This is a genomic window from Xylanimonas ulmi (genome assembly GCF_004216535.1).
Classification (GTDB): Bacteria; Actinomycetota; Actinomycetes; order Actinomycetales; family Cellulomonadaceae; genus Xylanimonas; species Xylanimonas ulmi.
The window spans coordinates 3,857,233-3,882,828 of sequence record NZ_SGWX01000001.1; the positions used below are offsets into that span (position 1 = coordinate 3,857,233).

General features: G+C 74.1%; 23 protein-coding genes. 11 read left to right on the plus strand and 12 right to left on the minus strand.

Going from position 1 to position 25,596, the window contains the following annotated elements:
- The first annotated feature begins 1 nt into the window (after position 1).
- The 5 genes from alr (at position 2) to EV386_RS17725 (ending at position 4,218) form a co-directional block, all read left to right on the plus strand.
- Positions 2 to 1,348, plus strand: coding sequence for an alanine racemase (gene alr / locus EV386_RS17705; protein ID WP_130416581.1), 1,347 nt, complete (start codon positions 2 to 4; stop codon positions 1,346 to 1,348).
- Positions 1,339 to 1,887 carry a tRNA (adenosine(37)-N6)-threonylcarbamoyltransferase complex ATPase subunit type 1 TsaE gene (tsaE, locus tag EV386_RS17710; RefSeq protein ID WP_130416582.1) on the plus strand — a complete coding sequence of 183 codons (549 nt, stop codon included), beginning with the start codon at positions 1,339 to 1,341 and terminating at the stop codon, positions 1,885 to 1,887. Before alr ends, tsaE begins: the two co-directional genes overlap by 10 nt.
- Positions 1,888 to 1,955: 68 nt before the next feature.
- Entirely contained in the window at positions 1,956 to 2,777 is an 822-nt protein-coding gene (tsaB, locus tag EV386_RS17715) for a tRNA (adenosine(37)-N6)-threonylcarbamoyltransferase complex dimerization subunit type 1 TsaB (protein ID WP_130416583.1), read from the plus strand.
- Positions 2,777 to 3,325: a ribosomal protein S18-alanine N-acetyltransferase gene (gene rimI / locus EV386_RS17720; protein WP_130416584.1), complete on the plus strand. Its 549-nt coding sequence runs from the start codon at positions 2,777 to 2,779 to the stop codon at positions 3,323 to 3,325. Before tsaB ends, rimI begins: the two co-directional genes overlap by 1 nt.
- A complete protein-coding gene (locus tag EV386_RS17725; protein WP_130416585.1) occupies positions 3,322 to 4,218 on the plus strand; it encodes a sulfurtransferase in 897 nt (298 codons plus the stop codon). Before rimI ends, EV386_RS17725 begins: the two co-directional genes overlap by 4 nt.
- A 61-nt stretch (positions 4,219 to 4,279) precedes the next feature.
- On the opposite strand, the gene EV386_RS17730 is transcribed toward EV386_RS17725, so the two are convergent.
- Complete coding sequence (locus tag EV386_RS17730; protein ID WP_130416586.1) at positions 4,280 to 4,900, minus strand: malonic semialdehyde reductase; 621 nt, start codon at positions 4,898 to 4,900, stop codon at positions 4,280 to 4,282.
- Between the two features lie 118 nt (positions 4,901 to 5,018).
- Between EV386_RS17730 and tsaD the strand changes: the two genes are divergently transcribed.
- Entirely contained in the window at positions 5,019 to 6,077 is a 1,059-nt protein-coding gene (tsaD, locus tag EV386_RS17735) for a tRNA (adenosine(37)-N6)-threonylcarbamoyltransferase complex transferase subunit TsaD (protein WP_130416587.1), read from the plus strand.
- Positions 6,078 to 6,086: 9 nt separating this feature from the next.
- Here tsaD and EV386_RS17740 read toward each other — a convergent pair whose 3' ends face one another.
- The 4 genes from EV386_RS17740 to EV386_RS17755 all read right to left on the minus strand — a co-directional run bounded on the left by EV386_RS17740 (position 6,087) and on the right by EV386_RS17755 (position 9,942).
- A complete protein-coding gene (locus EV386_RS17740; RefSeq protein WP_130416588.1) occupies positions 6,087 to 6,578 on the minus strand; it encodes an LURP-one-related/scramblase family protein in 492 nt (163 codons plus the stop codon).
- A gap of 58 nt (positions 6,579 to 6,636) precedes the next feature.
- Positions 6,637 to 7,794, minus strand: coding sequence for a glutamate--cysteine ligase (locus EV386_RS17745; RefSeq protein ID WP_130417027.1), 1,158 nt, complete (start codon positions 7,792 to 7,794; stop codon positions 6,637 to 6,639).
- 72 nt (positions 7,795 to 7,866) lie between these two features.
- Positions 7,867 to 9,156 carry a class I SAM-dependent methyltransferase gene (locus EV386_RS17750; protein ID WP_130416589.1) on the minus strand — a complete coding sequence of 430 codons (1,290 nt, stop codon included), beginning with the start codon at positions 9,154 to 9,156 and terminating at the stop codon, positions 7,867 to 7,869.
- A gap of 87 nt (positions 9,157 to 9,243) precedes the next feature.
- Positions 9,244 to 9,942, minus strand: coding sequence for a hypothetical protein (locus tag EV386_RS17755; protein ID WP_130416590.1), 699 nt, complete (start codon positions 9,940 to 9,942; stop codon positions 9,244 to 9,246).
- A gap of 267 nt (positions 9,943 to 10,209) precedes the next feature.
- Between EV386_RS17755 and groES the strand changes: the two genes are divergently transcribed.
- A complete protein-coding gene (gene groES / locus EV386_RS17760) occupies positions 10,210 to 10,506 on the plus strand; it encodes a co-chaperone GroES (RefSeq protein ID WP_130416591.1) in 297 nt (98 codons plus the stop codon).
- Between the two features lie 142 nt (positions 10,507 to 10,648).
- Here the strand turns inward: groES and EV386_RS17765 are convergent, their stop codons facing one another.
- Complete coding sequence (locus EV386_RS17765; RefSeq protein ID WP_129205627.1) at positions 10,649 to 10,930, minus strand: WhiB family transcriptional regulator; 282 nt, start codon at positions 10,928 to 10,930, stop codon at positions 10,649 to 10,651.
- A 191-nt stretch (positions 10,931 to 11,121) separates the two neighbouring features.
- Here EV386_RS17765 and EV386_RS17770 point away from each other — a divergent pair, with 191 nt between their 5' ends.
- Together EV386_RS17770 and guaB are read left to right on the plus strand one after the other, a co-directional pair.
- Positions 11,122 to 12,201: a MerR family transcriptional regulator gene (locus EV386_RS17770; protein WP_130416592.1), complete on the plus strand. Its 1,080-nt coding sequence runs from the start codon at positions 11,122 to 11,124 to the stop codon at positions 12,199 to 12,201.
- Between the two features lie 102 nt (positions 12,202 to 12,303).
- Positions 12,304 to 13,815 (plus strand): IMP dehydrogenase, encoded by a 1,512-nt coding sequence (gene guaB / locus EV386_RS17775; RefSeq protein ID WP_130416593.1) that lies wholly within the window; start codon positions 12,304 to 12,306, stop codon positions 13,813 to 13,815.
- Here the strand turns inward: guaB and EV386_RS17780 are convergent.
- Positions 13,800 to 14,594, minus strand: a complete 795-nt coding sequence (locus EV386_RS17780) for an exonuclease domain-containing protein (protein ID WP_130416594.1) — start codon at positions 14,592 to 14,594, stop codon at positions 13,800 to 13,802. The two genes, guaB and EV386_RS17780, sit on opposite strands and share 16 nt — an antisense overlap.
- Positions 14,595 to 14,788: 194 nt before the next feature.
- Between EV386_RS17780 and EV386_RS17785 the strand changes: the two genes are divergently transcribed.
- Entirely contained in the window at positions 14,789 to 15,913 is a 1,125-nt protein-coding gene (locus tag EV386_RS17785; protein ID WP_130416595.1) for a GuaB3 family IMP dehydrogenase-related protein, read from the plus strand.
- Positions 15,914 to 15,968: 55 nt separating this feature from the next.
- On the plus strand, positions 15,969 to 17,627 hold the full coding sequence (locus EV386_RS17790) for a succinic semialdehyde dehydrogenase (RefSeq protein WP_130416596.1): 1,659 nt from the start codon (positions 15,969 to 15,971) through the stop codon (positions 17,625 to 17,627).
- Between the two features lie 48 nt (positions 17,628 to 17,675).
- On the opposite strand, the gene EV386_RS17795 is transcribed toward EV386_RS17790, so the two are convergent.
- The 5 genes from EV386_RS17795 to EV386_RS17815 form a co-directional block, all read right to left on the minus strand.
- Complete coding sequence (locus EV386_RS17795) at positions 17,676 to 18,299, minus strand: SanA/YdcF family protein (RefSeq protein ID WP_130416597.1); 624 nt, start codon at positions 18,297 to 18,299, stop codon at positions 17,676 to 17,678.
- A gap of 76 nt (positions 18,300 to 18,375) precedes the next feature.
- Positions 18,376 to 19,338: a DUF4031 domain-containing protein gene (locus tag EV386_RS17800; RefSeq protein ID WP_423218986.1), complete on the minus strand. Its 963-nt coding sequence runs from the start codon at positions 19,336 to 19,338 to the stop codon at positions 18,376 to 18,378.
- Between the two features lie 91 nt (positions 19,339 to 19,429).
- Positions 19,430 to 20,611 carry an acetate/propionate family kinase gene (locus tag EV386_RS17805; protein WP_130416598.1) on the minus strand — a complete coding sequence of 394 codons (1,182 nt, stop codon included), beginning with the start codon at positions 20,609 to 20,611 and terminating at the stop codon, positions 19,430 to 19,432.
- Between the two features lie 43 nt (positions 20,612 to 20,654).
- Positions 20,655 to 22,745, minus strand: coding sequence for a phosphate acetyltransferase (gene pta, locus EV386_RS17810; RefSeq protein ID WP_130416599.1), 2,091 nt, complete (start codon positions 22,743 to 22,745; stop codon positions 20,655 to 20,657).
- A 98-nt stretch (positions 22,746 to 22,843) separates the two neighbouring features.
- Positions 22,844 to 25,324: a phosphoketolase family protein gene (locus EV386_RS17815; RefSeq protein ID WP_130416600.1), complete on the minus strand. Its 2,481-nt coding sequence runs from the start codon at positions 25,322 to 25,324 to the stop codon at positions 22,844 to 22,846.
- Positions 25,325 to 25,596 lie beyond the last annotated feature (272 nt).

Here is a 25,596-nt window from a genome sequence, read left to right on the forward strand (position 1 = left end):
GATGACGGGCGTGACCTCCGCCCCGGCCTTCCCCGCCGACTTCCCGGCCCGCGCCGTCGTCGACCTGGAGGCGGTGCGCGACAACGTGCGCGCGCTGCGCGACCACGCGCCGTCGTCGGCGCTCATGGCCGTGGTCAAGGCCGACGCCTACGGGCACGGCCTCGTGCCGTCCGCATGGGCGGCGCTCGCGGGCGGCGCCACCTGGCTCGGAGTCGCGCAGGCGTCGGAGGCGCTCGCGCTGCGCGCCGCGGGCGTCGGCCCCGACGACGCGCGCATCCTGACCTGGCTGGCGGCCCCGGGAGTGGACTTCGCCGCCCTCGTGGAGGCCGACGTCGACGTCTCGGTCGCCGCGGCCTGGGCGCTCGACGGCGTCGCCGCGGCCGCGCGCGCGACCGGCCGCACCGCGCGGGTGCATCTCAAGGTCGACACCGGTCTGGGCCGCAACGGCGTCATGCCCGCCGACCTGCCCGCCGCCGTCGCGCGCGCCGCCGCGCTGCAGGCCGAGGGGGTCGTGCGCGTCGTCGGGGTGTGGACGCACCTGGCCTACGCCGACGCGCCTGGGCACCCGACCATCGCCGCGCAGCGCGTCGTGCTCGACGAGGCCGTGCGCACCGTCGAGGCCGCCGGGATCGACGTCGAGGTGCGGCACGCCGCCAACTCGGCCGCGACGCTGACCGCGCCCGCGCTGCACTACGACCTGGTGCGCCCGGGCATCTCCGTCTACGGCCTCTCGCCCGTGCCGCAGGTCGCGGCGGCGTCGTCGTTCGGGCTGCGGCCCGCGATGACGCTCCAGGCGCGGCTCGCGACGGTCAAGGACGTGCCCGCCGGGCACGGCGTGTCCTACGCCCACCTGTACACGACGCCGCAGGCCACTCGGCTGGGCGTGGTGCCGCTCGGGTACAGCGACGGCATCCCGCGGCACGCCTCGGGCGGGTCCGCGGGCGTCGGCGGCCCGATGTACGTGGGCGGCCCCCCGACGGCGGGCGTCGGGCCGGGCGCGCGCGGCGCGGACGCCGACGGCGGGCGCGTGCTGCGCGTCGCCGGGCGCGTGTGCATGGACCAGGTGGTGCTCGACCTTGGGCCCTACGCGAGTGAGCGGGCCGGTGACGTGGTCACGCTGTTCGGCTCGACCGACGGGCTCGCGCACGCCGCGGCCGTGCCCAGCGCCGAGGACTGGGCCCAGGCCGCCGACACCATCTCCTACGAGATCGTCACGCGGCTCGGGGCGCGCGTGCCACGCGTGTACGTGGGCCAGGACGTGCTCGGCGAGCGGGCGCGGGCCGCGCTCGGCCGCGGCGGCGCCGGCCTGCGCGCGGAGCAGACCCCGGAGGCGGCCCGGTGGTCGTGACCCAGGCGCGCGTCGACCTCCCCTCGGCCGAGGCGACGCGCGCGCTCGGCGCGGCGCTCGCGGACGTGCTGGCGGCGGGTGACCTGGTGATCCTCACGGGCGACCTCGGCGCGGGCAAGACCACGTTCACCCAAGGGCTCGGCGCGGCCCTGGGCGTGCGCGGCCAGGTCGCCTCACCCACCTTCATCGTCGCGCGCGAGCACCCGCCGGGGCCGCGCCGCGACGGGTCGCTCGGCCCCGGGCTCGTGCACGTCGACGCCTACCGGCTCGGCGGGCTCGGCGAGCTCGACGCACTCGACCTCGACGCCTCGCTCGAGGAGTCCGTGACCGTCGTCGAGTGGGGCCGCGGGCTGGCCGAGGCGTTGGCCGACGATCGGCTCGAGATCGAGCTCGTGCGCCCGCGTGGGGGAGACGTCGACCTGGAGCACCCCGAGGCGGGAGTGCGGCACGCGACGCTGCGCGGCGTCGGGGACCGGTGGGCGGGCGTGGACCTGCAGGCGCTCGCGGACGCGGTGGCCGGGGGCGCCGAGCGGGGCTGAGGGCGCCGACGCGACATCGCTCGCCGTCTGCGCTCCGGGACGCGGTCCGCGCGCCCTAGGCTGACCGTGTGGCAGTCCTCTCGATCGACACGTCCGCCGCGGTCGCCGTCGCGCTCGTCTCCGACGACGGGGCGCGTCTGGCCTCCCGCGCCGTCGACGAGCGCCGGCGGCACGCCGAGCGGCTCGCCCCGATGATCGCCCAGGCGCTCGACGACGCCGGGCTCGACCGCGGCGACCTGACCGCCGTCGTCGCCGGGACCGGGCCCGCGCCGTTCACCGGCCTGCGCGTCGGGCTCGTCACGGCGCGCACGCTCGCCCTCGCGCTCGGCGTGCCCGTGCTCGGCGTGCCCAGCCTCGACGCGCTCGCGGTCCAGGCCGTCGCCGACCTCGGCCTGGCGCCCGACGACGAGGCGCTCGTCGTGACCGACGCGCGCCGCCGCGAGGTCTACTGGGCGCGCTACCGCGTCGTCGCGCACGAGGGGCCGCGCGGTGTGCCCGTGGTCGAGACCGTGGCGGGGCCCGATGTCGGCAAGGCCGCCGACGTCGCGGCTGCGCTCGGCATGACGGTGGGTGGCATGACGGTGGGCGGCGTGACGGTGGGCGGCGGTGTCGGCGCGCCGGGCGCGCGGCTCGCCGTCGTCGGCGAGGGCGCGGCGCTCTACCCCGACGCGCTCGTGGCCGACGAGGACGCGCCGACGCTCCCGGACCCCGTGGTGCTCGCGCGCGTCGCGCTGCAACGCCGTGCCGCCGGGGTCGCGCTACCGACCGAGCCGCTCTACCTGCGCCGCCCCGACGTGCACGAGCCCGCACGCGCCGTGCCCGCGCTGGCGCCCGCGGCCGTGGGGGCTGGCGGGGTCGACGGCGCCGCCCGCGCCGCAGGAGGCGCGTGATGGCGGCGGGTCCCGCGGTGCGGCTGCGCGAGCTGCGCCACGACGACTTCGACCGCGTGCTCGAACTGGAGCGCGTGCTGTTCGGCGCGGGCGCGTGGACGTACGGGATGCTCGCCGAGGAGCTCTCGGGCTGGGGGCGCTGGTACGTCGTCGCCGAGCCGGACGAGCCCGACGTCGTCGGACGGGACGGCGCGGGGCGACTGGCCGCGCGGACCACGCGCCGGGCGGTCGGTTACGCGGGCCTGTGGTTCGACGGTGACGTCACCCAGGTCATGACGGTGGGCGTCGACCCCGCCTGGCAGCGCCACGGCGTCGGGCGCGCGCTCATGGACGCCCTGATCGCGCGCTCGGTCGACCTCGGGGCCGGCGCGATGCTGCTGGAGGTGCGGGTCGACAACGAGCCCGCGCTCGCGCTCTACGCCGACCTGGGCTTCGAGCGGATCGGGCTGCGCAAGCGCTACTACCAGCCTGAGGACAAGGACGCCTACACCATGCGGCTGGCCCTGCCCGGCCGCGGGCAGGGCGCTACGGAGGGGGAGGGACCATGACCGAGGCCGAGACGCGTGCCGCCGTGCTGGTGACCGTCGACGAGCTGGCCGCCGACCTCGGGCTGGGCGGTGACGACCCGGCTCCGGGGCCGCCCGTGCTGCTCGATGTGCGCTGGGCGCTGGCGCCGGCCGGGCAGACGTTCGACGGCCTGGCGCACTACCGGGCAGGCCACCTGCCGGGCGCGGTCTTCGCCGACCTGGAGTCCGAGCTCGCCGCGGAGCCGTCGGCCGCGCAGGGGCGCCACCCGCTGCCCAGCGCCGCCCAGGTCCAGGCGGCCGCACGCCGCTGGGGTGTGCGGCAGGACTCGCGGGTGGTGGTGTACGACGCCGCAGGCGCCCTGGCCGCCGCGCGCGCCTGGTGGGTGCTGCGCCACTTCGGGCTGCGTGACGTGCGCATCCTCGACGGCGGGCTGGCGGCGTGGGAGCGCGCGGGCCGGCCCGTGGAGTCGGGCGACGTTTCGGCGCCGGAGGGCAACGTCGTGCTGGCGCCGGGCCGCTTGCCGACGCTCACCGCGACCGACGCCGCCGCGCTCGGGCAGGGTGAGGGGGTGCTGCTCGACGCGCGCGCCACGGAGCGCTACCGCGGAGAGTCCGAGCCGATCGACCCGCGCGCGGGGCACATCCCCGGGGCGCTCAGCGCGCCGACGTCGGACAACCTGACGGCCGACGGCGCATTCCTCTCAGCGGCGCAGTTGGCCGAGCGCTTCGCGGCGCTCGGGGTGCGGCCGGGCGGGCCGCGCGTGGGCGTCTACTGCGGCAGCGGCGTGACGGCCGCGCACGAGATCGCGGCGCTGGCGACGCTCGGCGTCGAGGCGGCGCTGTACCCGGGCTCGTGGAGCCAGTGGTCGGCCGATCAGTCGCGCCCGGCGGCCACCGGACCCCGTCCGGCCTGACATCTCCCGGCGCGACGTCGCCCCGCCCTCCACGAAAGGAGGGCGGGGCGAGGCGGGGTACTCAGAGCGTCTTCGTGACCTCGTCGAGGTCGAAGCGGGGCAGACGCGGGTACTCGGTGCCCGCGCCCTCGGCGTGGCCGACGTTCACCACGAGGAACGACTTGAAGCCCGACCCGGCGAAGAGCTCGGCGTCGACGGCGTCGTAGTCGGCGGCGTGCATCGGCCCGGCCGCCAGGCCCGCGGCGCGCAGGCCGACGATCAGGTAGCCCGTCTGGAGCAGGGCGTTGGTCCGCGCCATGGTGTCGCGCATCTCGACGGCGGGGGCGAACTGCTCCCTCACACCCGGGGCGTGCGGGAACAGGGTGTCCATGTGCTCGTGGAAGTTGGGGTCGTACGCGAGCACGAGCGTCGCCGGGGCCGCCTCGACCTTGGCCTTGTTGCCGTCGGGCATGAGCTCCAGGAGGCGGGCCTTGGCCTCGGGCGAGCGGACGATCGCGAAGCGCAGCGGCAGCGAGTTCATCGCGGTGGGGCCGAACTTGGCGAGGCTCCAGGCGGCCTCGATCTCGTCGTCGGTGACCTGGTCGGGCGTCCACTGCATCGCGGTGCGAGCGTTGCGGAACAGCAGGTCGGCGGCCGTCTCGTCGATGGCGAGGGCGGTCGGGGAGGTCAGGGTCTCGGTCATGCCTGCGTGAACAACGGTGGCCCGAGCTAATCATCCAACTTTCAACAGTGAGATGCGGCACAGCGGGCGCCCCCTGGTCGGCGTCACGCGGCGCCGACCGGCGCCCACGGGTGCGAGGATGGGCGCCATGGCATCAGGCGACCCCCTCGTGCTCGGGATCGAGACGTCGTGCGACGAGACGGGTGTCGCGCTCGTGCGCGGCGACGAGCTGCTCGTCGACGCCACCGCGAGCTCGATGGACGAGCACGCGCGCTACGGCGGGATCATCCCCGAGGTCGCCAGCCGCGCCCACCTCGAGGCGATGATCCCCACGATCCAGCAGGCCGTCGGCGAGGCCGACGTCGACCTGTCGCAGGTCGACGCCATCGCCGTCACCGCGGGGCCGGGGCTCGTCGGGCCGCTCACCATCGGCGCCGCGGCCGCCAAGGCCCTGTCGATCGGTCTGGGCAAGCCGCTGTACGGCGTCAACCACGTCATCGGGCACGCGTGCGTGGACCAGCTCGTCGACGGGCCGTTCCCGGGCCGTGTCATGGCGCTGGTCGTCTCGGGCGGCCACAGCTCGCTGCTGTTGGTCGACGACGTCGCCACCGCCGTCACCGAGCTCGGCTCCACGCTCGACGACGCCGCGGGCGAGGCGTTCGACAAGGTCGGCCGCCTGCTCGGGCTGCCCTACCCGGGCGGGCCGCATATCGACCGTCTGGCGCGTGCGGGCGACCCGAACGCGATCCGGTTCCCGCGCGGCCTGACCGCCGCCAAGGACCAGGACAAGCACGCGTACGACTTCTCGTTCTCCGGCCTCAAGACGGCGGTCGCCCGTTGGGTCGAGGCCGAGCAGGACGCCGGGCGCGCCATCCCCGTGGCGGATGTGGCCGCCTCGTTCGCCGAGGCCGTCGTGGACGTGCTCACGGCCAAGACCATCGCGGCGTGCCGGCGGCACGACGTCGACACGCTCGTGGTCGGCGGCGGGTTCAGCGCCAACAGCCAGTTGCGCGAGAAGGCCGCGCAGCGCTGCGCCGAGGCGGGCGTCGACCTGCGCATCCCGCCGATCCGCTACTGCACCGACAACGGCGCGATGATCGCGGCGTTGGGCTCCGCCGTCGTGCGCGCCGGGGTGGCGCCGTCGACGCTCGACATCGGCGTCGACTCGTCGATGTCGCTGACCACGGTCTCGGTCTGACCCGCGCCGCTACGTCGACGCGGCGGCGGCGCTCTCGGAGCGTTTGACGTAGTCGATCGCCAGGACGATGCCCAGGACCACCAGCTCGTCCTCGGGGCGCTCGATCTCGACGGCGTAGGTGTCGCGGATCGACATCCACCTCTTGTCGACCCGCCCGATGGGCGCCCCGCCGCGCAGCAGCTCGAAGCTCATGTCCCACAGGTTCCCGGTGACGGTGATGCCCGGGCCGTCGATCGTGTAGCGCGGGCGCAGGAAGGTCAGCTCCTTGCGGATGGTCGCGACCGGGGCGCCCTCGACCTCGACGAAGAACCGCGGCAGCCATGACAGCGGCTTCTTCCACACCCGGGCGCGCTCACGGCCGGCGACGTCGCGGATCGTGAACTGCTTCGGGATCTGGAACAGGCTGCCCTCGACCTGATAGACCGGCCCGCCCATCTCGTCGTTGACCGTGAACCGCTCACGCACCGACAGCAGCTTCTGGTCGACGATCAGGCGGCGCATCGGGCTCCTCGGGGTCGGGGTGGGTGGTGGTTTCGACAGGCTCAACCACCGGGCGGGCTCAGCCGCCGGGACTGAGTGGGTGGCCTGCGCGCAGCTCGGCGACCAGGTGCGCGACGACGGCCTCCAAGCCCTCGTGGCCGGGGCCGTGAGCGGCGGCGACGGCGCGCTGCCGCTGGTAGGAGGCGCCCTGCTCGACGATGTCGAGCACGCCGGCGAGCTCGGCCACGCAGCCCAACCGCTCGGCGGCGGGCTCGAGCTCGGCCACGAGCTGGCGGGTGGCGTGCGCGACGTGCTCCTCCTTGCCGGCGTCGTCGAGGATGATGATCGCGTCCATGCCGTAGCGGGCGGCACGCCACTTGTTCTCCTGCACGAACCACTGCGGCATGGACGGCAGGGGGCGCCCGTCGTCGATCCGCGTCGAGAGGTGCTCGACCAGGCAGTGCGTCAGCGCGGACAGCGCGAGCAGCTCGGTGAGGTTGGAGACGCCGTCGCACACGCGCACCTCGATGGTGCCGAACCGCGGGGCGGGCCGCACGTCCCAACGCACGTCGTTGAACTCGTCGATCACGCCGGTGCGCAGCATGTCCTCGACGTAGTGCTCCAACTGGCCCCAGGTCTCGAACTGGTACGGCAGCCCCGCCGTCGGCAGCTGTTGGAACAGCAGCGCGCGCATGGACGCGTACCCGGTGTCGCGCCCGTCGAAGAACGGCGACGACGCCGACAGCGCCTGCAGGTGCGGGTAGTAGACGAGCAGCGAGCGGATGATCGGCAGCACCTTGGCGCGGTCCTCGACGCCCACGTGCACGTGGACGCCGTAGATGAGCATCTGCCGGCCCCACATCTGCGCCCGGTCGACGACGGTGTGGTAGCGCTCCTTGTCGGTGACCTTCTGGGTCGACCAGTGTGAGAACGGGTGCGTCCCGGCGCTGACGAGCTCGACGCGCATGGGGTCGGTGACGGCGCGCACCTCGGCGAGGGTGCGCATCAGGTCGGCGCCCGCGGCGCCCACGGTCCGCGCGACGCCCGAGACCAGCTCGACCGTGTTGCGCAGGAACTCCGGGTGCACGTGGGGGTGCGGGCGCACGCCGTCGGGCGAGAGGGCGGCGACGACGGAGGGCCCCGCCTGCCGCATGTCTCCCGAGTCGGCGTCGACGAGCGCGAGCTCCCACTCAAGCCCGACGGTCGAGCGCGCCGAGCGCGCGAACTCCAACCCCATGCGGCCCATGCTCGCACGCGGCGTCCCAGGTGGCCCGACGGCGTCCACCATGGTCACGCCGCCATCGTCAGGTCACCGCGGTCCGCCGCCGCGGGGCTCGGTGTGCGTGATCGGCTCGACGACCAGCACCTTCTGCGCGTCGGCCACGCGCGTGAGGATGAGCGTCGCCTCGCGCGGCCCGTGCAGCGACAGTTGGGCGCGCAGTGCCTCGGGCGTCACCGCTGTGCCGCGCTTCTTGATCGTCACCCGGCCCACGTCGCGCTCGCGCAGGTAGGACTTGAGGCGCTTGACCCCGAACGGCATGACGTCCAGCACCCGAAAGCCCGTGGCGAGCGGCGCCTGGCCCGAGGCCGGGTCGACCGCGTCTGCCGGGGCCGGCTGGTCGGTGGTGACGTAGGCGATGGTCGCGTCGAGCAGGCGGCCGCCGAGGTCGTGGGCGGCCTGCCCGACCAGGCCCGCGCGGATCACCGCGCCGTCGGGCTCATAGACGTAGCCGCCGACCGGACCGACGGGGGGCGCCTGGTCGTAGGCGGGTCCGGCGGCGTGCGCCCCGACGGGGACGGGGCTGCGCAGCGTGCGCGTGAGCGTCCCGGCGCCGCGGGTGTGCAGCAGCAGCGCCGAGCGGCCAGGCCCCTGGGGCGCGAGCGGACCGAACCACAGCCCCGCCTCGACGACGTCGCCGTCGACCGAGACCCACTGCGTCTCGGCGTCCGCGGGCAGCCCCTGGTGGGCGATGCCCGGACCGACCTTGATCCCGACGGCGGGCGCCTGCGCGCGCAGCGCCCAGACGGCGTCGAGCGGCGGGGCGTAGTCCTTCGGGTCGAAGACCCGCTTGCCGCCGCGGGTGCGGCGGGCGGGGTCGGCGTACACGCCGTCGACGCCCTCGGCGGCGAGGTCGAGGCTCAGGCCGTCGGTGTGCCGCACCTCGGCCTCGGGGAAGTGCCGCAGGTTCATGGTGGCCATCGCGGCGGTGACCTCGTCGATCTCGGCCGCGAGCACGCGCAGGCCCACACCCGCGAAGGCGAGCGCGTCGGCGCCGACGCCGCACGTCAGGTCGGCGACCTTGGTGACTCCCGCGGCGAGGTAGCGGCGCGCGTGCAGCGCCGCGACGATGAGCCGCGTGGCCTGCTCGACGCCGTCGGGGGTGAACAGCATGCCGTCGGCGAAGTCGCCGAGCTTGGCGCGGGCCTTGGCGCGCAGCCGACTCTGGGTCAGCGCCGCGGCCGCGAGGTCGGGGTCGACGCCCTGGTCGCGCAGGCGCATCGACAGCGCCATGGCCTGCTTCTCGTCGTAGGGCGGCAGCGCCGCGAGCAGCGCCCACCCGTCGGGGCTGAGCAGCTTGCTGAGTGTCGCCGGATCCACTCCGTCATGGTGTCAGACCGGGCGACCCGAGCGCGCCGCGGCGCCGCCTGGGGCCCGGTGACGGGTCCGGACAGGTGACCGGCGCGGTCAGGCGGCGAGCGTCGTCAGCAACTCGGCGGCGGTGTGCGGCGCGGTCGAGAAGACGGCGAGGTGTGTCGCGGCGTGCTGCGTGATGGCGGCGCGCACCGCGGCGACGCCCGCGGGGGCGTCGGCGTCCGTCGACGGCGGGGTGGCGCCGGCGGCGGGTGCGGCGACGAGTTCGGCGGCGCCGAGCTTGCGCCAGATCGCGCTCAGGCCGACGTGCGGGGCGAGCGCGTCCGCGACCGCGACGGTGGGGGCGGGCTCGGGCTCCATGCCCTTGAGCGTCGCCACGAGCCCCTCGGCCTCGCCCCAGGCGACGTACTCGGTCAGGAACTCGACGGCGTCGTCGGCGGCCTCACGCGCCGAGGGCCGCGCCAGCATGCGCTTGGCCCCCGCGACGGCGTCGATGTCGGCCAGCGCCTCGGGCACGTCGCGCTCCAACTGGCGCACGGCGTCGGCGTCCTGCGCGCTGACGGGGGCGAGCGTGACCGCTGCGGAGATGGCGCGCAGCCGGTCGGCGTCCGCGGCGCCCAGCGCCAGCACCTGCCACGCCGTCTCGGCGCCGAGGCGCACGGGCGTCAGGCGGGCCTTGAGCGCGTCGAGCGCGCGCTCGGCGTCGAGGCGCACCAGGGAGCGCTGCGCCTGCACCTGCGCGTAGTAGTCCGCCCAGAGCCGGGCGCGGTCGACGATCTGCTGCGTTTCCATCGGGCGACATGGTGCCTGGTCGAGCCGGGTCGGCGCCAGTGGGTGTCCGCGAGCGGGGGCGAGGGGTGTCCGGCGAAATCGACGCCGACGCCGTGACCTGCGGCGACGTGATCGAGTGCGACAGACTTTGGCACTCGACTTGTCAGAGTGCTAACGGCGCTCCTAGATTGGGCGCAGCGCGACCTGCTGCGCCGGCACCCGCGACGACGGCCAGCTCGGTGGCGCACACCAGTCCATCACGCATCACAGCGAAAGAGGAGGTCCGACGTGTCGGTCCCCATCAAGCCGCTCGAGGACCGGATCGTCGTCAAGGCCATTGAGGCCGAGACCACGACGGCTTCCGGCCTGGTCATCCCGGACACCGCCAAGGAGAAGCCCCAGGAGGGCGAGGTCCTGGCGGTCGGCGACGGCCGTTTCGACGACAACGGCAAGCGCATCCCCGTGGATGTCAAGGTCGGCGACAAGGTCATCTACAGCAAGTACGGCGGCACCGAGGTCAAGTACGCGGGCGAGGAGTACCTGGTGCTCTCGGCTCGCGACGTCCTCGCCGTCGTCGTCAGCTGACGACAGTCTGACGACAGGCGGGCGCACCGCCCGCCTCGCACGCCAGCACGACGAAGCCTCCGCACCATCGCTGGTGCGGAGGCTTCGTCGCGTTCTGGCTGGGTGCGGCTGGGGTTCGACCAGGTCGCACGGGGGCGAGGGGTCAGCCCGTCCGCTTGGCGAGGATCGCGGCGCGCTCGTCCTCGGAGAGCCCGCCCCAGACGCCGTAGGGCTCGCGCACGCGCAGCGACTGCTCGCGGCACTGCATCATCACAGGGCACGTGTTGCAGATGGCCTTGGCGGCCTCTGCGCGTCGGCGGCGGGTCGAGCCCCGCTCACCTTCGGGGTGGAAGAACAGGGTGTCGTCCGCGTCGCGGCACGCGCCCTGATACTGCCACTCCCACAGCTCCATTACCGGACCTGGCAGCCTCGAGATCTCCGTCATGCGCACAACCTACAAGTTGTGCAGAAGTTGTTCAAGGCCCGGTCTGCTCGGTGGGACCTGGACCGACCTCGGGCAACTTCGTGCGCTGTTGACCGGGTGTGCGCCTCGGTTTGACGAGATCGATCATGTCGAATCGCGCCACCGGTCGTGGCGCGGTGGCACGGCCGTAGGGCCATCGGCACAATCGAGCCATGACGCCCTCACGGCCCGCCTCTTCGGGCAGGCCCAGCACGCCGAGCCCTGGGCTCGCCGTCGCGGCAGTCGCCCGTCGTCTGGGGGTCGCTCCTGCGACGCTTCGCACCTGGGACCGCCGTTATGGACTTGGACCGTCCGGCCGCACCGCCGGGTCCCACCGCCGCTACACCCCGGAGGATGTGGCCCGGCTCCTGGTGATGCGCCGCCTGACCGTCGAGGGCGTCGCGCCCGTCGACGCGGCCCGCGCAGCCCTGGAGACCGAGGTCGACGACCTCGACATCGCGGTGCGCGGCCCCGGCGCCAGGGCGGGCGCCGAGGGCGACAACGGCGGCGCCGCGCGCGGCCACCTGCGCGCCCTGCCCGGCGGGGGCGAGGGCGCCCGCGGCGCGGGGGCGACGTCGCTGCCCGGGGCCGCGCCGTCGACCGTCTCCGCGCGGGTCGCGGCCGTCATCGACGCCGCGCTCGCCTACGACCAGGCCGCGTGCGACGCCCTGCTGCGCATCGGCGCCCAGGGCGATCCGGCCGCGTGGTGGACCCAGCTCGTCGAGCCGGCGTGGCTGCGCATCGCGCAGCGCACCGTGCTCGGCACGCCGGGCGAGGCGCCCGAGCTCGTGCTCGCGACGGCGGCGCTGCGCGCGCTGCGCGAGTTCACGCAGGCGTTCGAGCAGGCCCTGGTCGCCGCGGGCAACCCGCCCGCGAACCACCCGAGCCGGATGCGCAAGATCGTGCTGATCTTCGCCGCGCCCGACGAGGTCGTGCCGCTGGCCGCACACGCCCTGGCGGCCGCGCTCGTCGCGCAGGGCGCCACGGCCCGCATCGTGACCGGTCCGGCGAGCACGCACCGCGCGGTCGAGCTCGTCACCATGGTGCGCCCCGCGGCGCTGGTCCTCGCGACCACGCTCGCGCGCCCCGACCTGGGCGTCGTCCACTCGGTCCACGACGCCTTCGCGAGCCTGCCGATCTTCGTCGGCCTGCGGCGCGACGACTCCGTCAGCGAGGTGCCGCTCGCGGCCACCGTCCAGCGTGTGCGCTCGTTCACCGGCCTGCTGCACGAGGTGCTCGCCGTCGTCGCGTGAGCCGACGACGGCGTCCGCGTGGCGGTGGTCGCGGCGCGCGCGGGGCCTCGCGCACGGCGTTCGGCCGCCGTCGCACGTCTGCCGGAAACGTAGACTCTGGCTATGACGGACTCGACCCCGCACGACCCCTTCGCGAACCTGGGACTCACGTATGACGACGTGCTGCTCCTGCCGGGCTACTCCGATCTGGCGCCCTCGGACATCGACACCACCACGCGCCTGACGCGCGAGATCTCGCTGCGGGTGCCGCTCATCTCGGCCGCGATGGACACCGTCACCGAGGCGCGCATGGCGATCGCGATGGCGCGCCAGGGCGGCATCGGCGTGCTGCACCGCAACCTGTCGATCGAGGACCAGGCCCGTCAGGTCGACCTCGTCAAGCGCACCCAGACCGGCATCATCGACAACCCGGTGACCATCGGCCCGGACAAGACGCTGGAGGAGCTCGACAAGCTCGCGGGCGAGTACCGCATCTCGGGCTTCCCCGTGGTCGACGGCGAGGGTCACCTCATCGGCATCGTCACCAACCGCGACCTGCGCTTCACCCCGGTCGCCGAGTGGGCCACGACCAAGGTCGAGGAGGTCATGACCCCGGCGCCGCTCATCACCGGGCCGTCGACCATCGGGCGTGAGGAGGCCACGCTCCTGCTGCGCCGCCACAAGCTCGAGCGCCTGCCGCTCGTCGACGCCGAGGGCCGGCTCACGGGTCTGATCACCGTCAAGGACTTCGTCAAGTCCGAGCAGTTCCCGCACGCCTCCAAGGACGGCCAGGGCCGTCTGCTGGTCGCCGCCGCGATCGGCTACTACGGCGACGCGTGGACGCGCGCGACGACGCTCATCGACGCGGGCGTCGACGTGCTCGTGGCCGACACCGCGCACGGCAACGTGCGCATGCTCATCGAGATGGTCGAGCGGCTCAAGAAGGACCCGGCGACGCGCGACGTGCAGGTCATCGGCGGCAACGTCGCCACGCGCCAGGGAGCCCAGTCGTTTGTCGACGCCGGCGCCGACGCGATCAAGGTGGGTGTGGGCCCGGGCTCGATCTGCACCACGCGCATCATCACCGGCGTGGGCGTGCCGCAGATCACCGCGGTCTACGAGTCGGCGCTCGCCGCCCGCCCCGCGGGGGTCCCCGTGATCGCCGACGGCGGCATGCGCCACTCGGGCGAGATCGGCAAGGCCATCGTGGCCGGCGCCGAGACCGTGATGCTCGGCTCGATGCTCGCCGGGACCGCGGAGGCCCCGGGCGAGACGATCCTGGTCAACGGCAAGCAGTTCAAGGCCTACCGCGGCATGGGGTCGATCGGCGCGATGTCCTCGCGGGGCAAGAAGTCCTACTCCAAGGACCGCTATTTCCAGGCCGAGGTCGCCGACGACTCGCTCATCGTGCCCGAGGGCGTCGAGGGCCAGGTGCCGTTCAAGGGCTCGCTCAGCACCGTGACGCACCAGCTCGTCGGCGGGCTGCACCAGACGATGTTCTACGTCGGGGCGCAGTCCATCCCGGAGCTGCAGGCCAAGGGGCGCTTCGTGCGCATCACGGCGGCCTCGCTCAAGGAGAGCCACCCGCACGACGTGCAGATGACGGTCGAGGCGCCGAACTACACCGGGTTCTGACCCGGATCGGCGCTTGAGCCCGTCGAGACCGCCGGCCGGCGCCCCGCGGGCTCGACGGGCCACGCCGTCGAGGCGCCCGGCCCGGGCAGCCCCTGGTCCGCGCGCCACTCGTTGAAGTTGCGCGCCCACGCGTGGTGGGCGCCCACCTGCGCCTCGTGGAGGTCGTCGAGCGTCAGCTCGCTCAGTCGGGGGAAGTGGCGCACCAGCGCGTCGAGCACGTCGAGGGTGGCCAGCACGTCGACGTCGGCCGCGTGCAGGTCGTCGGCCGCGTGCACCCCGTAGTGCGCGACGAGGTCGCCGAGGCGGCGCTTGCCGCGCCGGTAGCGGTCCTGCCAGCGGTCGATGACGAGCGGGTCGAGCACGGGTGCGACCGGGCGGCCGAGCCGCTCGGGCAGGGTCGCCAGGCCGTGACGGGCGAGTTCCGCGTCGAGCAGCGACAGGTCGAACGCCGCGTTGTACGCGACCAGCGGGACGCCCTCCCGCAGGTGCGCGGTCAGCTCGGCGGCGATCTCCTCCAGCGCGGCGGCGGGCGACTGACCGTGGGCGCGCGCGTGCTGCGTGCTCACCCCGTGGATCGCGGCGGCCTCGGCCGGAATCTCGACGCCCGGGTCGATCAGCCACGTGCGCACGGTGGTGCTCACGCCGGGGACGCGCAGCACCACTGCGGCCGTCACGATGCGGTCGGCGGCGACGTCGACCCCGGTCGTCTCCGTGTCGAAGCCCACCAGCGGGCCGCGCGCCCATCCGGCGTCGTATGCCTCGTATGGCTGCTCACCCATCGACCGCTCCTTGTCGTGCTGCCTCATGCCCGCTGCCGTGCCTGCCCTGCGCGTGCGTCTCCTGATGCCGCAGACCCTGCCACCCGGCACTGACACGGCCGCCCGCGCGCCCTCCCGCGCCTGTCCGCACCCGCGCCGCAACCGCTTGCGGACACCATCCGGTCGCCGTGGCGCACCGCCGGTAGGCTGGCCCGGTGAGCAACGAGATCGAGATCGGCCGCGGCAAGCGCGGGCGCCGCGCGTACTCCTTCGACGACATCGCCGTCGTCCCCTCCCGCCGCACGCGGGACCCGGAGGACGTCTCGGTCGGCTGGCAGATCGACGCCTACCACTTCGACCTGCCGATCATGGCCGCGCCCATGGACTCGGTCATGAGCCCCGGCACCGCCGTCGAGCTCGGCCGGCTCGGCGGACTCGGCGTGCTCGACCTCGAGGGCCTGTGGACGCGGTACGAGTCGCCCGAGGCGCTGCTCGCCGAGATCGCGCAGCTGCCCGAGGACGAGGCGACGCGCCGCATGCAGGAGATCTACGCCGAGCCCATCAAGCCCGAGCTCATCACGCAGCGCCTGAAGGAGGTGCGCGCCGCGGGTGTCACCGTCGCGGGCGCCCTGAGCCCGCAGCGCACGCAGGAGCACTACAAGACGGTGGTCGACGCCGGCGTCGACCTGTTCGTCATCCGCGGCACCACGGTCTCGGCCGAGCACGTCAGCGGCAACGCCGAGCCGCTCAACCTCAAGCGCTTCATCTACGAGCTCGACGTGCCCGTCGTCGTCGGCGGCGCCTCGACGTACACCGCGGCGCTGCACCTCATGCGCACGGGCGCCGCGGGCGTCCTGGTCGGCTTCGGCGGCGGGGCCGCGCACACCACGCGCGTCAGCCTCGGCATCCACGCGCCCATGGCCACCGCGGTGTCCGACGTCGCCGCGGCCCGCCGCGACTACCTCGACGAGTCGGGCGGCCGCTACGTGCACGTCATCGCCGACGGCGGCGTGGGCCGCTCGGGCGACATCGTCAAGGCCGTGGCGTGCGGCGCCGACGCCGTCATGCTGGGCGCGGCCCTCGCGCGCTCGTCGCAGGCGCCGGGACGCGGCTGGCACTGGGGCCCCGAGGCGCACCACTCGGTGCTGCCGCGCGGCGAGCGCGTCGAGGTCGGCACCGCGGGCACGCTCCAGGAGATCCTGTTCGGACCGGGACGCCAGGCCGACGGGACGCTCAACCTGGTGGGCGCGCTCAAGCGGGCGATGGCCACGACGGGCTATTCGGACCTCAAGGAGTTCCAGCGCGTCGAGGTGGTCGTCTCGCCGTACACCCCGCACTGAGGCGCGCTCCGGGATGGGCCTGGGGCGTGTGGGCGCCCGTGTGTAGGGTGACCGCATGGCCACCGCGAACGAGGGCGACGACGCCCTTCCGGACGCCCTGAACGACGCGGTCGCCGGTGCGCTGCGCGGCGTCGTCGACCCCGATCTTCCGGGCGGCACCTACGCGCTGGAGCCCGACGTCGTCGCGCCGCTGCTCGCCCGCGTCGTGACCTCGCATCGGGCCGGTGAGCACCGCGCGTTCCTGCCGTTCACGGGCGCGCCGCTCGTCTCGCTCCCGCTGTCCTCGCCCGCGGACGTCGCGGGCGCCGTCGCGCGGGCGCGCGCCGCCCAGCCGGCGTGGGCCGCGACGGCGCCCCGTGAGCGCGCGCGGGTGCTGCTGCGCGTGGCCCGCGCGGTGCTCGACCGGCAGTCCGAGGTGCTCGACCTGGTGCAGATGGAGGGCGGCAAGGCGCGCGCGCACGCGTTCGAGGAGGTCGCCTACGCCTCACAGCTCGCGCGGCACTACGCCGTGGCCGGACCCGGCTACCTGGCGCCGCGGCGGGTGCGGGGCATGATCCCGCTGCTGACCGCCACGACGCGGCTGCTGCACCCGGTGGGCGTGGTCGGCGTCATCGCCCCGTGGAACTACCCGCTGGCGATGGTGGTCTCCGAGGCGCTGCCCGCGCTGCTGGCGGGCAACGCGGTCGTCGTCAAGCCCGACCCGCAGACCTCGCTCACGGCGCTGTGGGTCGCCGAGCTGCTCGAGTCGTGCGGGCTGCCGGCCGACCTGTTCGGTGTGGTCGCGGGCGCGGCCGAGGCCGGCACGGCCCTGATCGACGCCGTCGATCACATCGCGTTCACGGGTTCGACGGCGACGGGGCGCCTGGTGGCCGCGCACGCGGGACGGCGGCTCATCGGCGCGACGCTTGAGCTCGGCGGCAAGAACGGCATGTACGTCGCCGCGGACGCCGACGTCGACGCCGCCGTGCGGGGCGGGCTGCGGGCGTGCTTCGCGAACGCGGGGCAGCTGTGCGTCTCGGTCGAGCGACTGGTGGTCCACGAGGCGGTCGCCGAGGAGTTCGTGGGCGGCTTCGTCGCGGGCGCGCGCACGCTGCGGCTGGGCGGCGGCCTCGACTACCGCGCCGACGTCGGCTCGCTCGTCTCCGCCGATCAGCTCGCGCGCGTCGTCGCGCACGTCGACGACGCGCTCGCGCGGGGCGCGCGCGCCCTGGCCGGGGCGGTGCACCGCGCCGACGTGGGGCCGTTCTTCTACGCGCCCACGGTGCTCGACGGCGTGCCCGACGACGCCCTGTGCGCGCGCGAGGAGACGTTTGGTCCGGTCGTCTCGATCCGGCGCGTGGCGTCGGACGACGAGGCGGTCGCGGTCATCAACGACTCCGAGTACGGGCTGAGCGCGTCGGTGTGGTCGCGCGACGTGCGGCGCGCCCGCCAGATCGCGGCCCGGCTGCGCGCGGGCGCGGTCAACGTCAACGACGGGTACATGGCGGCGTTCGGGTCGGTCGCGGCGCCCATGGGCGGGTTCGGCGCGTCCGGGCTGGGGCGGCGCCACGGGCGCGAGATCGTCGAGGCCCTGAGCGAGCCGCAGACGGTCGCGACGCAGCGCGCGGTGAGCCTGGGGCTGTCGATGGACCGCCTGTACGCCCTGGGCGGCGAGCGTGCGGCGGCCGCCCTGACGGCGGGTATGCGCGCGCTGCGGGCGGTGCGCGCGCGCTGACGCCCGCGCTGCCCGCCCCGCTGGCAAGCCCGCCCCGCTGGGGGACCCTCAGAGCCCGAGGAGCTCGCGCACGCCCGCCCGCCACGAGGCCGGCGCCTCGCGCGCGTGCCACCACAGCCACCGCAGCGGGTTCGACGACTCGGCCGAGGCGCCGACCCCGACGGCGTCGACGCCGGCCCGCGCGCAGCCGAACAGCGCCCGCGGCAGGTGGTAGTCCTGTGTGACGACGACGGCGGCGCGCACCCCGTAGACCTCGTGCGCGCGGCGGCAGGTGGCTGTGGTCTCGAAGCCCTCGCGGTCGAGCACCAGCGCGCCCGCAGGGACGCCGAGGCCCACGATCCAGTCGCGCATGGACCCCGGCTCGTCGTAGGCCGTGCCGTCGGGACGCTCGTGCGCGTCGCCCGACAGGATCACGCGCGGCGCCACACCGCGCCGGTACAGGTCGGCGGCGACCGCGAGCCGCCGCCGCAGGAAGGGCGACGGCGTGCCGTCCGCACGCAGCCCCGCGCCGAGCACGATGACCGCGTCCGCGGGCCCCGCGTCGTCGGGCTCGCGCACGTGGGCGTGCCCGACGGCCTGGACCCACACGACGGGCGCCGCGACCGCCAGGACGAGCAGTCCGGCCCCCCACAGGACGCGCCGGCGCCGTCTCCCGGCGCGCGGGCGTCTCATCGCGGGCAGTGTCACGGGCGGGCCGCCGGGAGCGCCGGAGGCGATCGGCGATGTCACGCGGGCCTCGCGCTGAGCCTCACGCCGGGCGGGCCCGCAGCGCGGCGAGCTCGGCGCGCAGATTGGCGCCGGCGCGCGGCGCCCAGACGGCCCGGGCGGCGTCGGTGCGAAAGAGCGTCGGCAATCCGAGGAGTTGGTCGAGCACCGCGGCCCGGCCCTCGCGGAACTGCGCCTCGGGCACGTCGGCGTACTCGGCGCGCACCTGCTGGGTGTAGCGGGTGTAGCGGTCGGGCGCGGCGGCCAGGATCGCGAGGTCGGCGTCGCTCACGAGCGCGCCGAGCGTGTCGCCGGGCGCGGGGTCGTGCGCCGCGGTGAGCAGGACGAGCCGCGCGACGTCGTCGTGCTCGGCGGGCGTGAGGCGACCGGCCTCGACCCCGGGCGCCAGGAGCCGGCGCGCGAGGTCGGCCGAGCGCTCCTCGTCGCGGCCCGCGACGCCGTCGTGCACCGCGTCGTGGAACCACAGTGCGAGCCGGGCGGTGCGCGCCTGCGCCGGGCCGACGCCTCGGGCGGCGTGCGCGGAGGCGAGCAGGGCGTCGAGCGCGTCGAGGGTCGCCGCGAGGTGCAGGCGGCCGTGGTAGACGCGATGCGGCTGCGCCCACCGCTCGATGAGGTCGTGCGCGGCGGCGTCGAACGGGTCCGAGGACGCCGACGCCTCGCCCCGCTCCGGCGCGTCGGCCCACAGGCTCCGCCAGCGCCGGTGGAGCGCGTCGCGCTTGGCCGGGGCGCGCTCATGGCCCGCGACCCGCAGTCCCGAGGCGGTCAGCCGCCGCGCGAGCGTGCGCCCGTCGACGGCGGTGGCGCCCGCCGCGCGCAGCTCGGCGTGCCGCTCGGCGGGGACGTCGTAGTGGTCGAGGTCGAACCCGCGGTCGGGCACCCCCGCGGCGCGGGCGAACGCCCGCAGCTCCCACAGCGAGGTGTCCGAGACGAGGTGCGACCACACGCGCCCGTGCGCGGCCCACACGGGCGGGTCGAGGAGGATCACGCCCCGACCCTAAGCCCGCACCCGCGCCCCGACGCGAACGACCCCCGCGAGGCCACCGGTCCGGGCGGCCTGGCGGGGGTCGGGTTCGGGGTCAGGCGATGGCGGCGACGGACAGGCGGGCGATCGCCAGCTCCTCGTTGGTCGGGACCACCATGACCAGCGGGCCCTCGTGGCCGTCGGGGCTGATGACGCGCGGCTCCTTGGAGCGCACGGCGTTCTTGGCCGGGTCGATGGCCAGGCCCAGGAACGCCAGCGCCTCGACGACCTCCTCGCGCAGCGGCGCCGAGTTCTCGCCGACGCCGGCCGTGAAGGTCAGCACGTCGACGCCGCCCAGCACGGCGGCGTAGGCGCCCACGTACTTGACGAGCCGGTGGCGGTAGACGGCCAGCGCAAGGAGCGCGGCCGGGTCGCCGGCCTCGGCGGCCGAGCGCACCTCGCGCATGTCGTTGCGCCCCGCGATGCCCTTGAGCCCCGACCGCTTGTTGAGCAGGTTGTCGATCTCGTCGACGTCGAGCCCGGCCACGCGGCGCAGGTGGAACACGATCGCCGGGTCAAGGTCGCCCGAGCGGGTGCCCATGACCAGGCCCTCCAGCGGCGTCAGGCCCATCGAGGTGTCCACGGCGACCCCGGACGCGACGGCCGACGCCGAGGCGCCGTTGCCGAGGTGCAGCACGATCTGCTTGAGGTCGTCGCGGCCCAGCACCTGTGCGACGCGCTGCGAGACGTACTCGTGCGACGTGCCGTGGAACCCGTACCGGCGGATCTGGTGCTCCTTGGCCACCGCGGCGTCGATCGCGTAGGTGTAGGCGGACTCGGGCAGCGACGCGAAGAACGCCGTGTCGAACACGGCGACGTGCGGCACGTCGAGCAGCTCGCGCGCGACCTTGATGCCGGTCACGTTGGCCGGGTTGTGCAGCGGAGCGAGCGGGATGAGCGCCTCGATGCCCGCCACGACGTCGTCGTCGACGACGGTGGGGTGGGAGTAGGCGGTGCCGCCGTGCACCACGCGGTGCCCGACGGCGACGACGCCCGCCGCATCGAGCGACGGGCCGACCTCGTCGAACAGGCCCAGCACGAGGCGCAGCGCCTCGCCGTGGTCGGGGATCGGCAGCTCGCGCATCGTCTCCGCCTCGCCCACCTCGTGCGTGAGCACGCCCAGCGGCTCGCCGATCTTCTCGACGAGGCCGACGGCGAGCGCCTCACCCGTGTCCGGGTTGACGAGCTGGTACTTGAGCGACGAGGAGCCGCTGTTCAGGACGAGGACGGTGCTCACTGCGTGAACCCTTCGACGGCGGGAGTCTGGCGGGAGGATCCTGTCATGCCGAGGCCCCCTGGGCCTGGATGGCGGTGATCGCGACGGTGTTGACGATGTCCTGCACGAGCGCGCCGCGCGACAGGTCGTTGACCGGCTTGTTGAGGCCCTGGAGCACCGGGCCGACGGCGACGGCGCCGGCCGAGCGCTGCACGGCCTTGTAGGTGTTGTTGCCGGTGTTGAGGTCGGGGAAGACGAACACGGTGGCGCGCCCGGCGACGTCGGAGCCGGGCAGCTTGGAGGCGGCGACCGCGGCGTCGACCGCGGCGTCGTACTGGATCGGGCCCTCGACCGACAGGTCGGGGCGGCGCTCCTTGACCAGGGCCGTCGCGGCGCGGACCTTGTCGACGTCGGCTCCCGAGCCGGACTCGCCGGTCGAGTACGACAGCATCGCCACGCGCGGCTCGACGCCGAACTGGGCGGCCGTGGCGGCCGAGGCGATCGCGACGTCGGCGAGCTGCTCCGTCGTCGGGTCGGGGATGACGGCGCAGTCGCCGTAGACCAGCACGCGGTCCTCGAGGCACATGAGGAACACGCCCGACACGGACGAGATGCCCGGGGCCGTCTTGATGATCTCGAACGAGGGGCGGATGGTGTGCGCCGTGGTGTGCGCGGCGCCCGAGACCATGCCGTGCGCGTCGCCCAGGTGGACCATCATCGTGCCGAAGTAGGAGACGTCGGTGACGATCTCGCGGGCGCGCTCGACCGTCATGCCCTTGTGGGCGCGCAGGCGCGTGTACTCGGCGGCGTACCGCTCGACGTGGTCGGGGTCGGTGGGGGACAGCACCGTGGCGTTCGAGATGTCGAGGCCGAGCTCGGTGGCGCGGGCGCGCACGCTGGTCTCGTCGCCCAGGATCGTCAGGTCGGCGATGCCGCGCGCGAGCACGGTCGAGGCGGCGCGCAGGATGCGGTCGTCGTTGCCCTCGGGCAGCACGACGCGGCGGCGGTTGGCGCGGGCGCGCTCGATGAGCTCGTACTCGAACATGAGCGGGGTGACGACCTCGGGCCGCGGCACGGCCAGCTTGGCGAGCAGCTCCGCGGTGTCGACGTGGGCCTCGAACAGCGAGCGGGCGACGTCGATCTTGCGCGTCGAGCCCACGGTCACGCGGCCGACGGTGCGGCCTGCGGCGCGCGCGACCGGGAAGGTGTCCTGCTTGGTGACGATGACCGGGACGTGCGGGTTCATCGCGCGCACCAGGTCGCCGATGCGGCCCCCGGGCGTCATGCCGCCGGTCAGGATGATGGCGGCGAGCGACGGGAAGCTCGCGGCGGACTGCGCGGCCAAGAGGCTGAGGATGACGTCGGTGCGGTCGCCGGGGGTGATGACGACGGCGCCGTCGGACAGGTGGTCGAGCAGGTGCTCGACCGACATCGCGCCGACCAGCACGTTGAGGGCCTCGCGGGGCAGCAGGTCGGGGTCGCCCAACCACAGCTCGCCGTCCGAGGCCTCCATGAGCTGGGCGACGGTCGGGGCGTGCAGGAACCGCTCCTCGGGCAGCGCCCAGATGGGCAGCGTCGGGTCCGCGGTCAGCGGGGAGAGGTCGGCGGGCACCGCGCCGTCGTAGCGGTTGATGACGACGCCGATGGGCTGGGCGTGGTTGGCGCGCAGTTCGCCGAGGCCGATGCCCGACAGCGCCTTGACGTCCTCGTCGCTGCGGCCGCGGCCCGAGACGACCAGCAGCACGGGGGCGCCGAGGTTGGCGGCGATCTTGGCGTTGAACGCGAGCTCGGTGGGGCCCGACACGTCGGTGTAGTCGGTGCCGAGCACCACGACCGAGTCGCACTTGGAGGCGACCTCGTGGTAGCGGGCGACGATGCGGCTCATGGCCGCGTCGAGGTCGGCGTGGACGTCGTCGTAGGTGATGCCGACGGACTCGTCGTAGGTCAGGTCGACGCCGTCGTGCTGGAGCAGCATCTCCAGCACGTGGTCGCGCTCGCCGTCGGGGCCCTCGCTGGCCGAGACGCGCGAGACTGGCCGGAACACGCCGACACGCTGTCCCTGTCGCACCAGCACGTCGATGACGCCCAGGGCGACCGTGGACTTTCCGGAGTCTCCCTCAGGGGAGGCGATGAGGATGCTGCGCGTGGCCGGCATGGGTTAGCTGCTCCTTGTTCAGATCAGGTTGGTCCGCCTGGGGGCAAGCGGGCGTGAGCCCGGCCGGGGGCGGCGCCCCGGCCGGGCTCACCGGATGGTCATTCGTTGTCGCCGCCCGTGCTCAAGGTCGCAGTGACCTCGGCGTTGGCGGCGAGCTCACGCGCGTCCGGCCACACCCAGTCGCGAACCTCGGGGAGGTCGTCCCCGTGCTCGCGAGTGTAGGCGCGGGCGAGGATGCGGGCGTCCTGCATGCGCTGGCGCAGGCCGGCGTAGCGCTGGCTCATGCCCGGGACCCGGTCGATGACATCGATGACCAGGTGGTAGCGGTCCATGTCGTTGAGCATCACCATGTCGAACGGCGTCGTGGTGGTGCCCTCCTCCTTGTAGCCGCGGGCGTGGATGTTGTCGTGCCCGTTGCGGCGGTAGGTGAGGCGGTGGATCAGCCACGGGTAGCCGTGGTAGGCGAAGATGATCGGCTTGTCGGTCGTGAACAAGCCGTCGAACTCCTTGTCCGACAGGCCGTGCGGGTGCTCCTTGGGGTCCTGAAGCTTCATCAGGTCGACGACGTTGATGACGCGGACCTTGAGCTGTGGGGCCTCCTGGCGCAGGATGTCGGCCGCCGCCAGGATCTCCAGCGTGGGCACGTCGCCCGCGGCCGCCAGCACGACGTCGGGCTCCTCGCCGTCCTTCTCGGTGCCGGCCCACTCCCAGATGCCCAGGCCGCGCGTGCAGTGCTCGACGGCCTGCTCCATGGTCAGCCAGTTGGGCGCCGGCTGCTTGCCCGAGACGACGACGTTGACCAGCTGGCGCGAGCGCAGGCAGTGGTCGTAGGTCGACAGGAGGGTGTTGGCGTCGGCCGGCAGGTACACCCGGACGATCTCAGCCTTCTTGTTGACCACGTGGTCGATGAACCCGGGGTCCTGGTGGCTGAAGCCGTTGTGGTCCTGGCGCCACACGTGGCTCGACAGCAGGTAGTTGAGCGACGCGATCGGCCGCCGCCACGGGATGTCGTTGGTGACCTTGAGCCACTTGGCGTGCTGGTTGAACATCGAGTTGACGATGTGGATGAACGCCTCGTACGAGCTCATCATGCCGTGGCGGCCCGTGAGCAGGTAGCCCTCGAGCCAGCCCTGCACCTGGTGCTCGGACAGCATCTCGACGACACGGCCCGCGCGGGCCATGTGCTCGTCGACGTCGGGGCCGAAGAACTCGGCGTTCCACTGCTTGTCGGTGACCTCGTACACGGCCTGCAGGCGGTTCGACGCCGTCTCGTCCGGGCCGAAGATCCGGAAGTTGTCCGGGTTGCGGCGGATGATCTCGGTGAAGAACTTGCCGAGCTCACGCGGCGCCTCGGACATCGACCCACCGGGCGTCGGGACGTCGACGGCGAAGTCGCGGAAGTCGGGCAGGCGCAGGTCGCGCAGGAGCAGACCGCCGTTGGCGTGCGGGTTGTCGCTCATACGCAGCCTGCCCGCGGGGGCCAGGGCGGCGATCTCGGGCAACACCGACCCGTCGGCGTCGAACAACTCCTCAGGCCGGTACGACTGGAGCCACGCCTGAAGGTCGTGCAGGTGCTCGTCGGTGTCGCGCGCGCTGGCCAGCGGCACCTGGTGGGCGCGCCACGAGCCCGTGGTCTTCTTGCCGTCGATCGTCTCGGGGCCGGTCCACCCCTTGGGGGTGCGGAACACGATCATGGGCCAGGCCGGGCGAGACAGGTCGCCCGCCGCGGCGCGCGCCTTGATCTCGGCGATCTCGTCGAGCACCTCGTCGAGCACCGCGGCGAACCGGCGGTGGATGTCGACGTGGGACTCGGTCGAGCCGTCGGCGACCTCGAAGAAGTGCGGCTTGTGGCCGTAGCCCTCCATGAGCGCCTGAAGCTCGTCCTGGGGGATGCGCGCCAGCACGGTCGGGTTGGCGATCTTGTACCCGTTCAGGTGCAGGATCGGCAGCACGACGCCGTCCTTGGCGGGGTTGACGAACTTGTTGGAGTGCCAGGAGGTGGCCAGCGGGCCGGTCTCGGCCTCGCCGTCGCCGACGACGGCCGCGATCAGCAGGTCGGGGTTGTCGAACGCGGCGCCGTAGGCGTGCGAGAGCGCATAGCCGAGCTCGCCGCCCTCGTGGATCGAGCCCGGGGTCTCGGGCGCGACGTGCGAGGGGATGCCGCCCGGGAACGAGAACTGCTTGAACAGGCGGCGCACGCCCTCGGCGTCCTTGGTGATGTCCGAGTACACCTCGGAGTAGGTGCCGTCGAGGTAGGCGGCCGCCACCAGGCCGGGACCGCCATGGCCCGGGCCGGTGATGTACACCGTCGACTGCTCCCGCTCCTTGATGGCGCGGTTGAGGTGCGCGTACAGGAACGTCAGTCCCGGGGTCGTGCCCCAGTGGCCCAGCAGTCGCGGCTTCACATGGTCGCGGTGCAGGGGCTCGCGGAGCAGAGGGTTGTCGAGCAGGTAGATCTGGCCGACCGACAGGTAGTTGGCTGCTCGCCACCACTTGTCGATCAGTTCGAGCGTCTCCTCCGGCAGGTCCGCCACGCCGGTGGACCGCCACGTGGTTGCGGCGGTGGTCGTCAGTGTCATCACACGCTCCCGTTCTTCAAGGGCTCGCAGGTGCCCGACGCTCATTCCACCGCAGAACCCCCCGGTCCGCAGGGGAGACCGGGGTGACTTGGCGCGCGGATGTCGCCGGGAGGTCGGCTCGATGCGGCCGCCTGTGGACAGACCTCATCGCTCCCCGCATCCTGCCACCCCACGCGGCGCCGTCCGGCCGCCGTGACGCGCACCGGGACGTGAGCCGCGGCACATCTGGCGCTCGGGGTTCGTGGCGCGCCCGCCAGCGTCGATACCGTGGG

Excerpts from the sequence above, each read along its gene's own strand:
- alr (WP_130416581.1), top strand. The coding sequence starts at position 2 with ATGACGGGCGTGACCTCCGCCCCGGCCTTCCCCGCCGACTTCCCGGCC.
- rimI (WP_130416584.1), top strand. The coding sequence starts at position 2,777 with ATGGCGGCGGGTCCCGCGGTGCGGCTGCGCGAGCTGCGCCACGACGAC.
- EV386_RS17725 (WP_130416585.1), top strand. The coding sequence starts at position 3,322 with ATGACCGAGGCCGAGACGCGTGCCGCCGTGCTGGTGACCGTCGACGAG.
- EV386_RS17730 (WP_130416586.1), bottom strand. The coding sequence starts at position 4,900 with ATGACCGAGACCCTGACCTCCCCGACCGCCCTCGCCATCGACGAGACG.
- tsaD (WP_130416587.1), top strand. The coding sequence starts at position 5,019 with ATGGGCGCCATGGCATCAGGCGACCCCCTCGTGCTCGGGATCGAGACG.
- EV386_RS17740 (WP_130416588.1), bottom strand. The coding sequence starts at position 6,578 with ATGCGCCGCCTGATCGTCGACCAGAAGCTGCTGTCGGTGCGTGAGCGG.
- EV386_RS17745 (WP_130417027.1), bottom strand. The coding sequence starts at position 7,794 with ATGGGGTTGGAGTTCGCGCGCTCGGCGCGCTCGACCGTCGGGCTTGAG.
- EV386_RS17755 (WP_130416590.1), bottom strand. The coding sequence starts at position 9,942 with ATGGAAACGCAGCAGATCGTCGACCGCGCCCGGCTCTGGGCGGACTAC.
- EV386_RS17765 (WP_129205627.1), bottom strand. The coding sequence starts at position 10,930 with ATGACGGAGATCTCGAGGCTGCCAGGTCCGGTAATGGAGCTGTGGGAG.
- EV386_RS17770 (WP_130416592.1), top strand. The coding sequence starts at position 11,122 with ATGACGCCCTCACGGCCCGCCTCTTCGGGCAGGCCCAGCACGCCGAGC.
- guaB (WP_130416593.1), top strand. The coding sequence starts at position 12,304 with ATGACGGACTCGACCCCGCACGACCCCTTCGCGAACCTGGGACTCACG.
- EV386_RS17780 (WP_130416594.1), bottom strand. The coding sequence starts at position 14,594 with ATGGGTGAGCAGCCATACGAGGCATACGACGCCGGATGGGCGCGCGGC.
- EV386_RS17790 (WP_130416596.1), top strand. The coding sequence starts at position 15,969 with ATGGCCACCGCGAACGAGGGCGACGACGCCCTTCCGGACGCCCTGAAC.
- EV386_RS17795 (WP_130416597.1), bottom strand. The coding sequence starts at position 18,299 with ATGAGACGCCCGCGCGCCGGGAGACGGCGCCGGCGCGTCCTGTGGGGG.
- pta (WP_130416599.1), bottom strand. The coding sequence starts at position 22,745 with ATGCCGGCCACGCGCAGCATCCTCATCGCCTCCCCTGAGGGAGACTCC.
- EV386_RS17815 (WP_130416600.1), bottom strand. The coding sequence starts at position 25,324 with ATGACACTGACGACCACCGCCGCAACCACGTGGCGGTCCACCGGCGTG.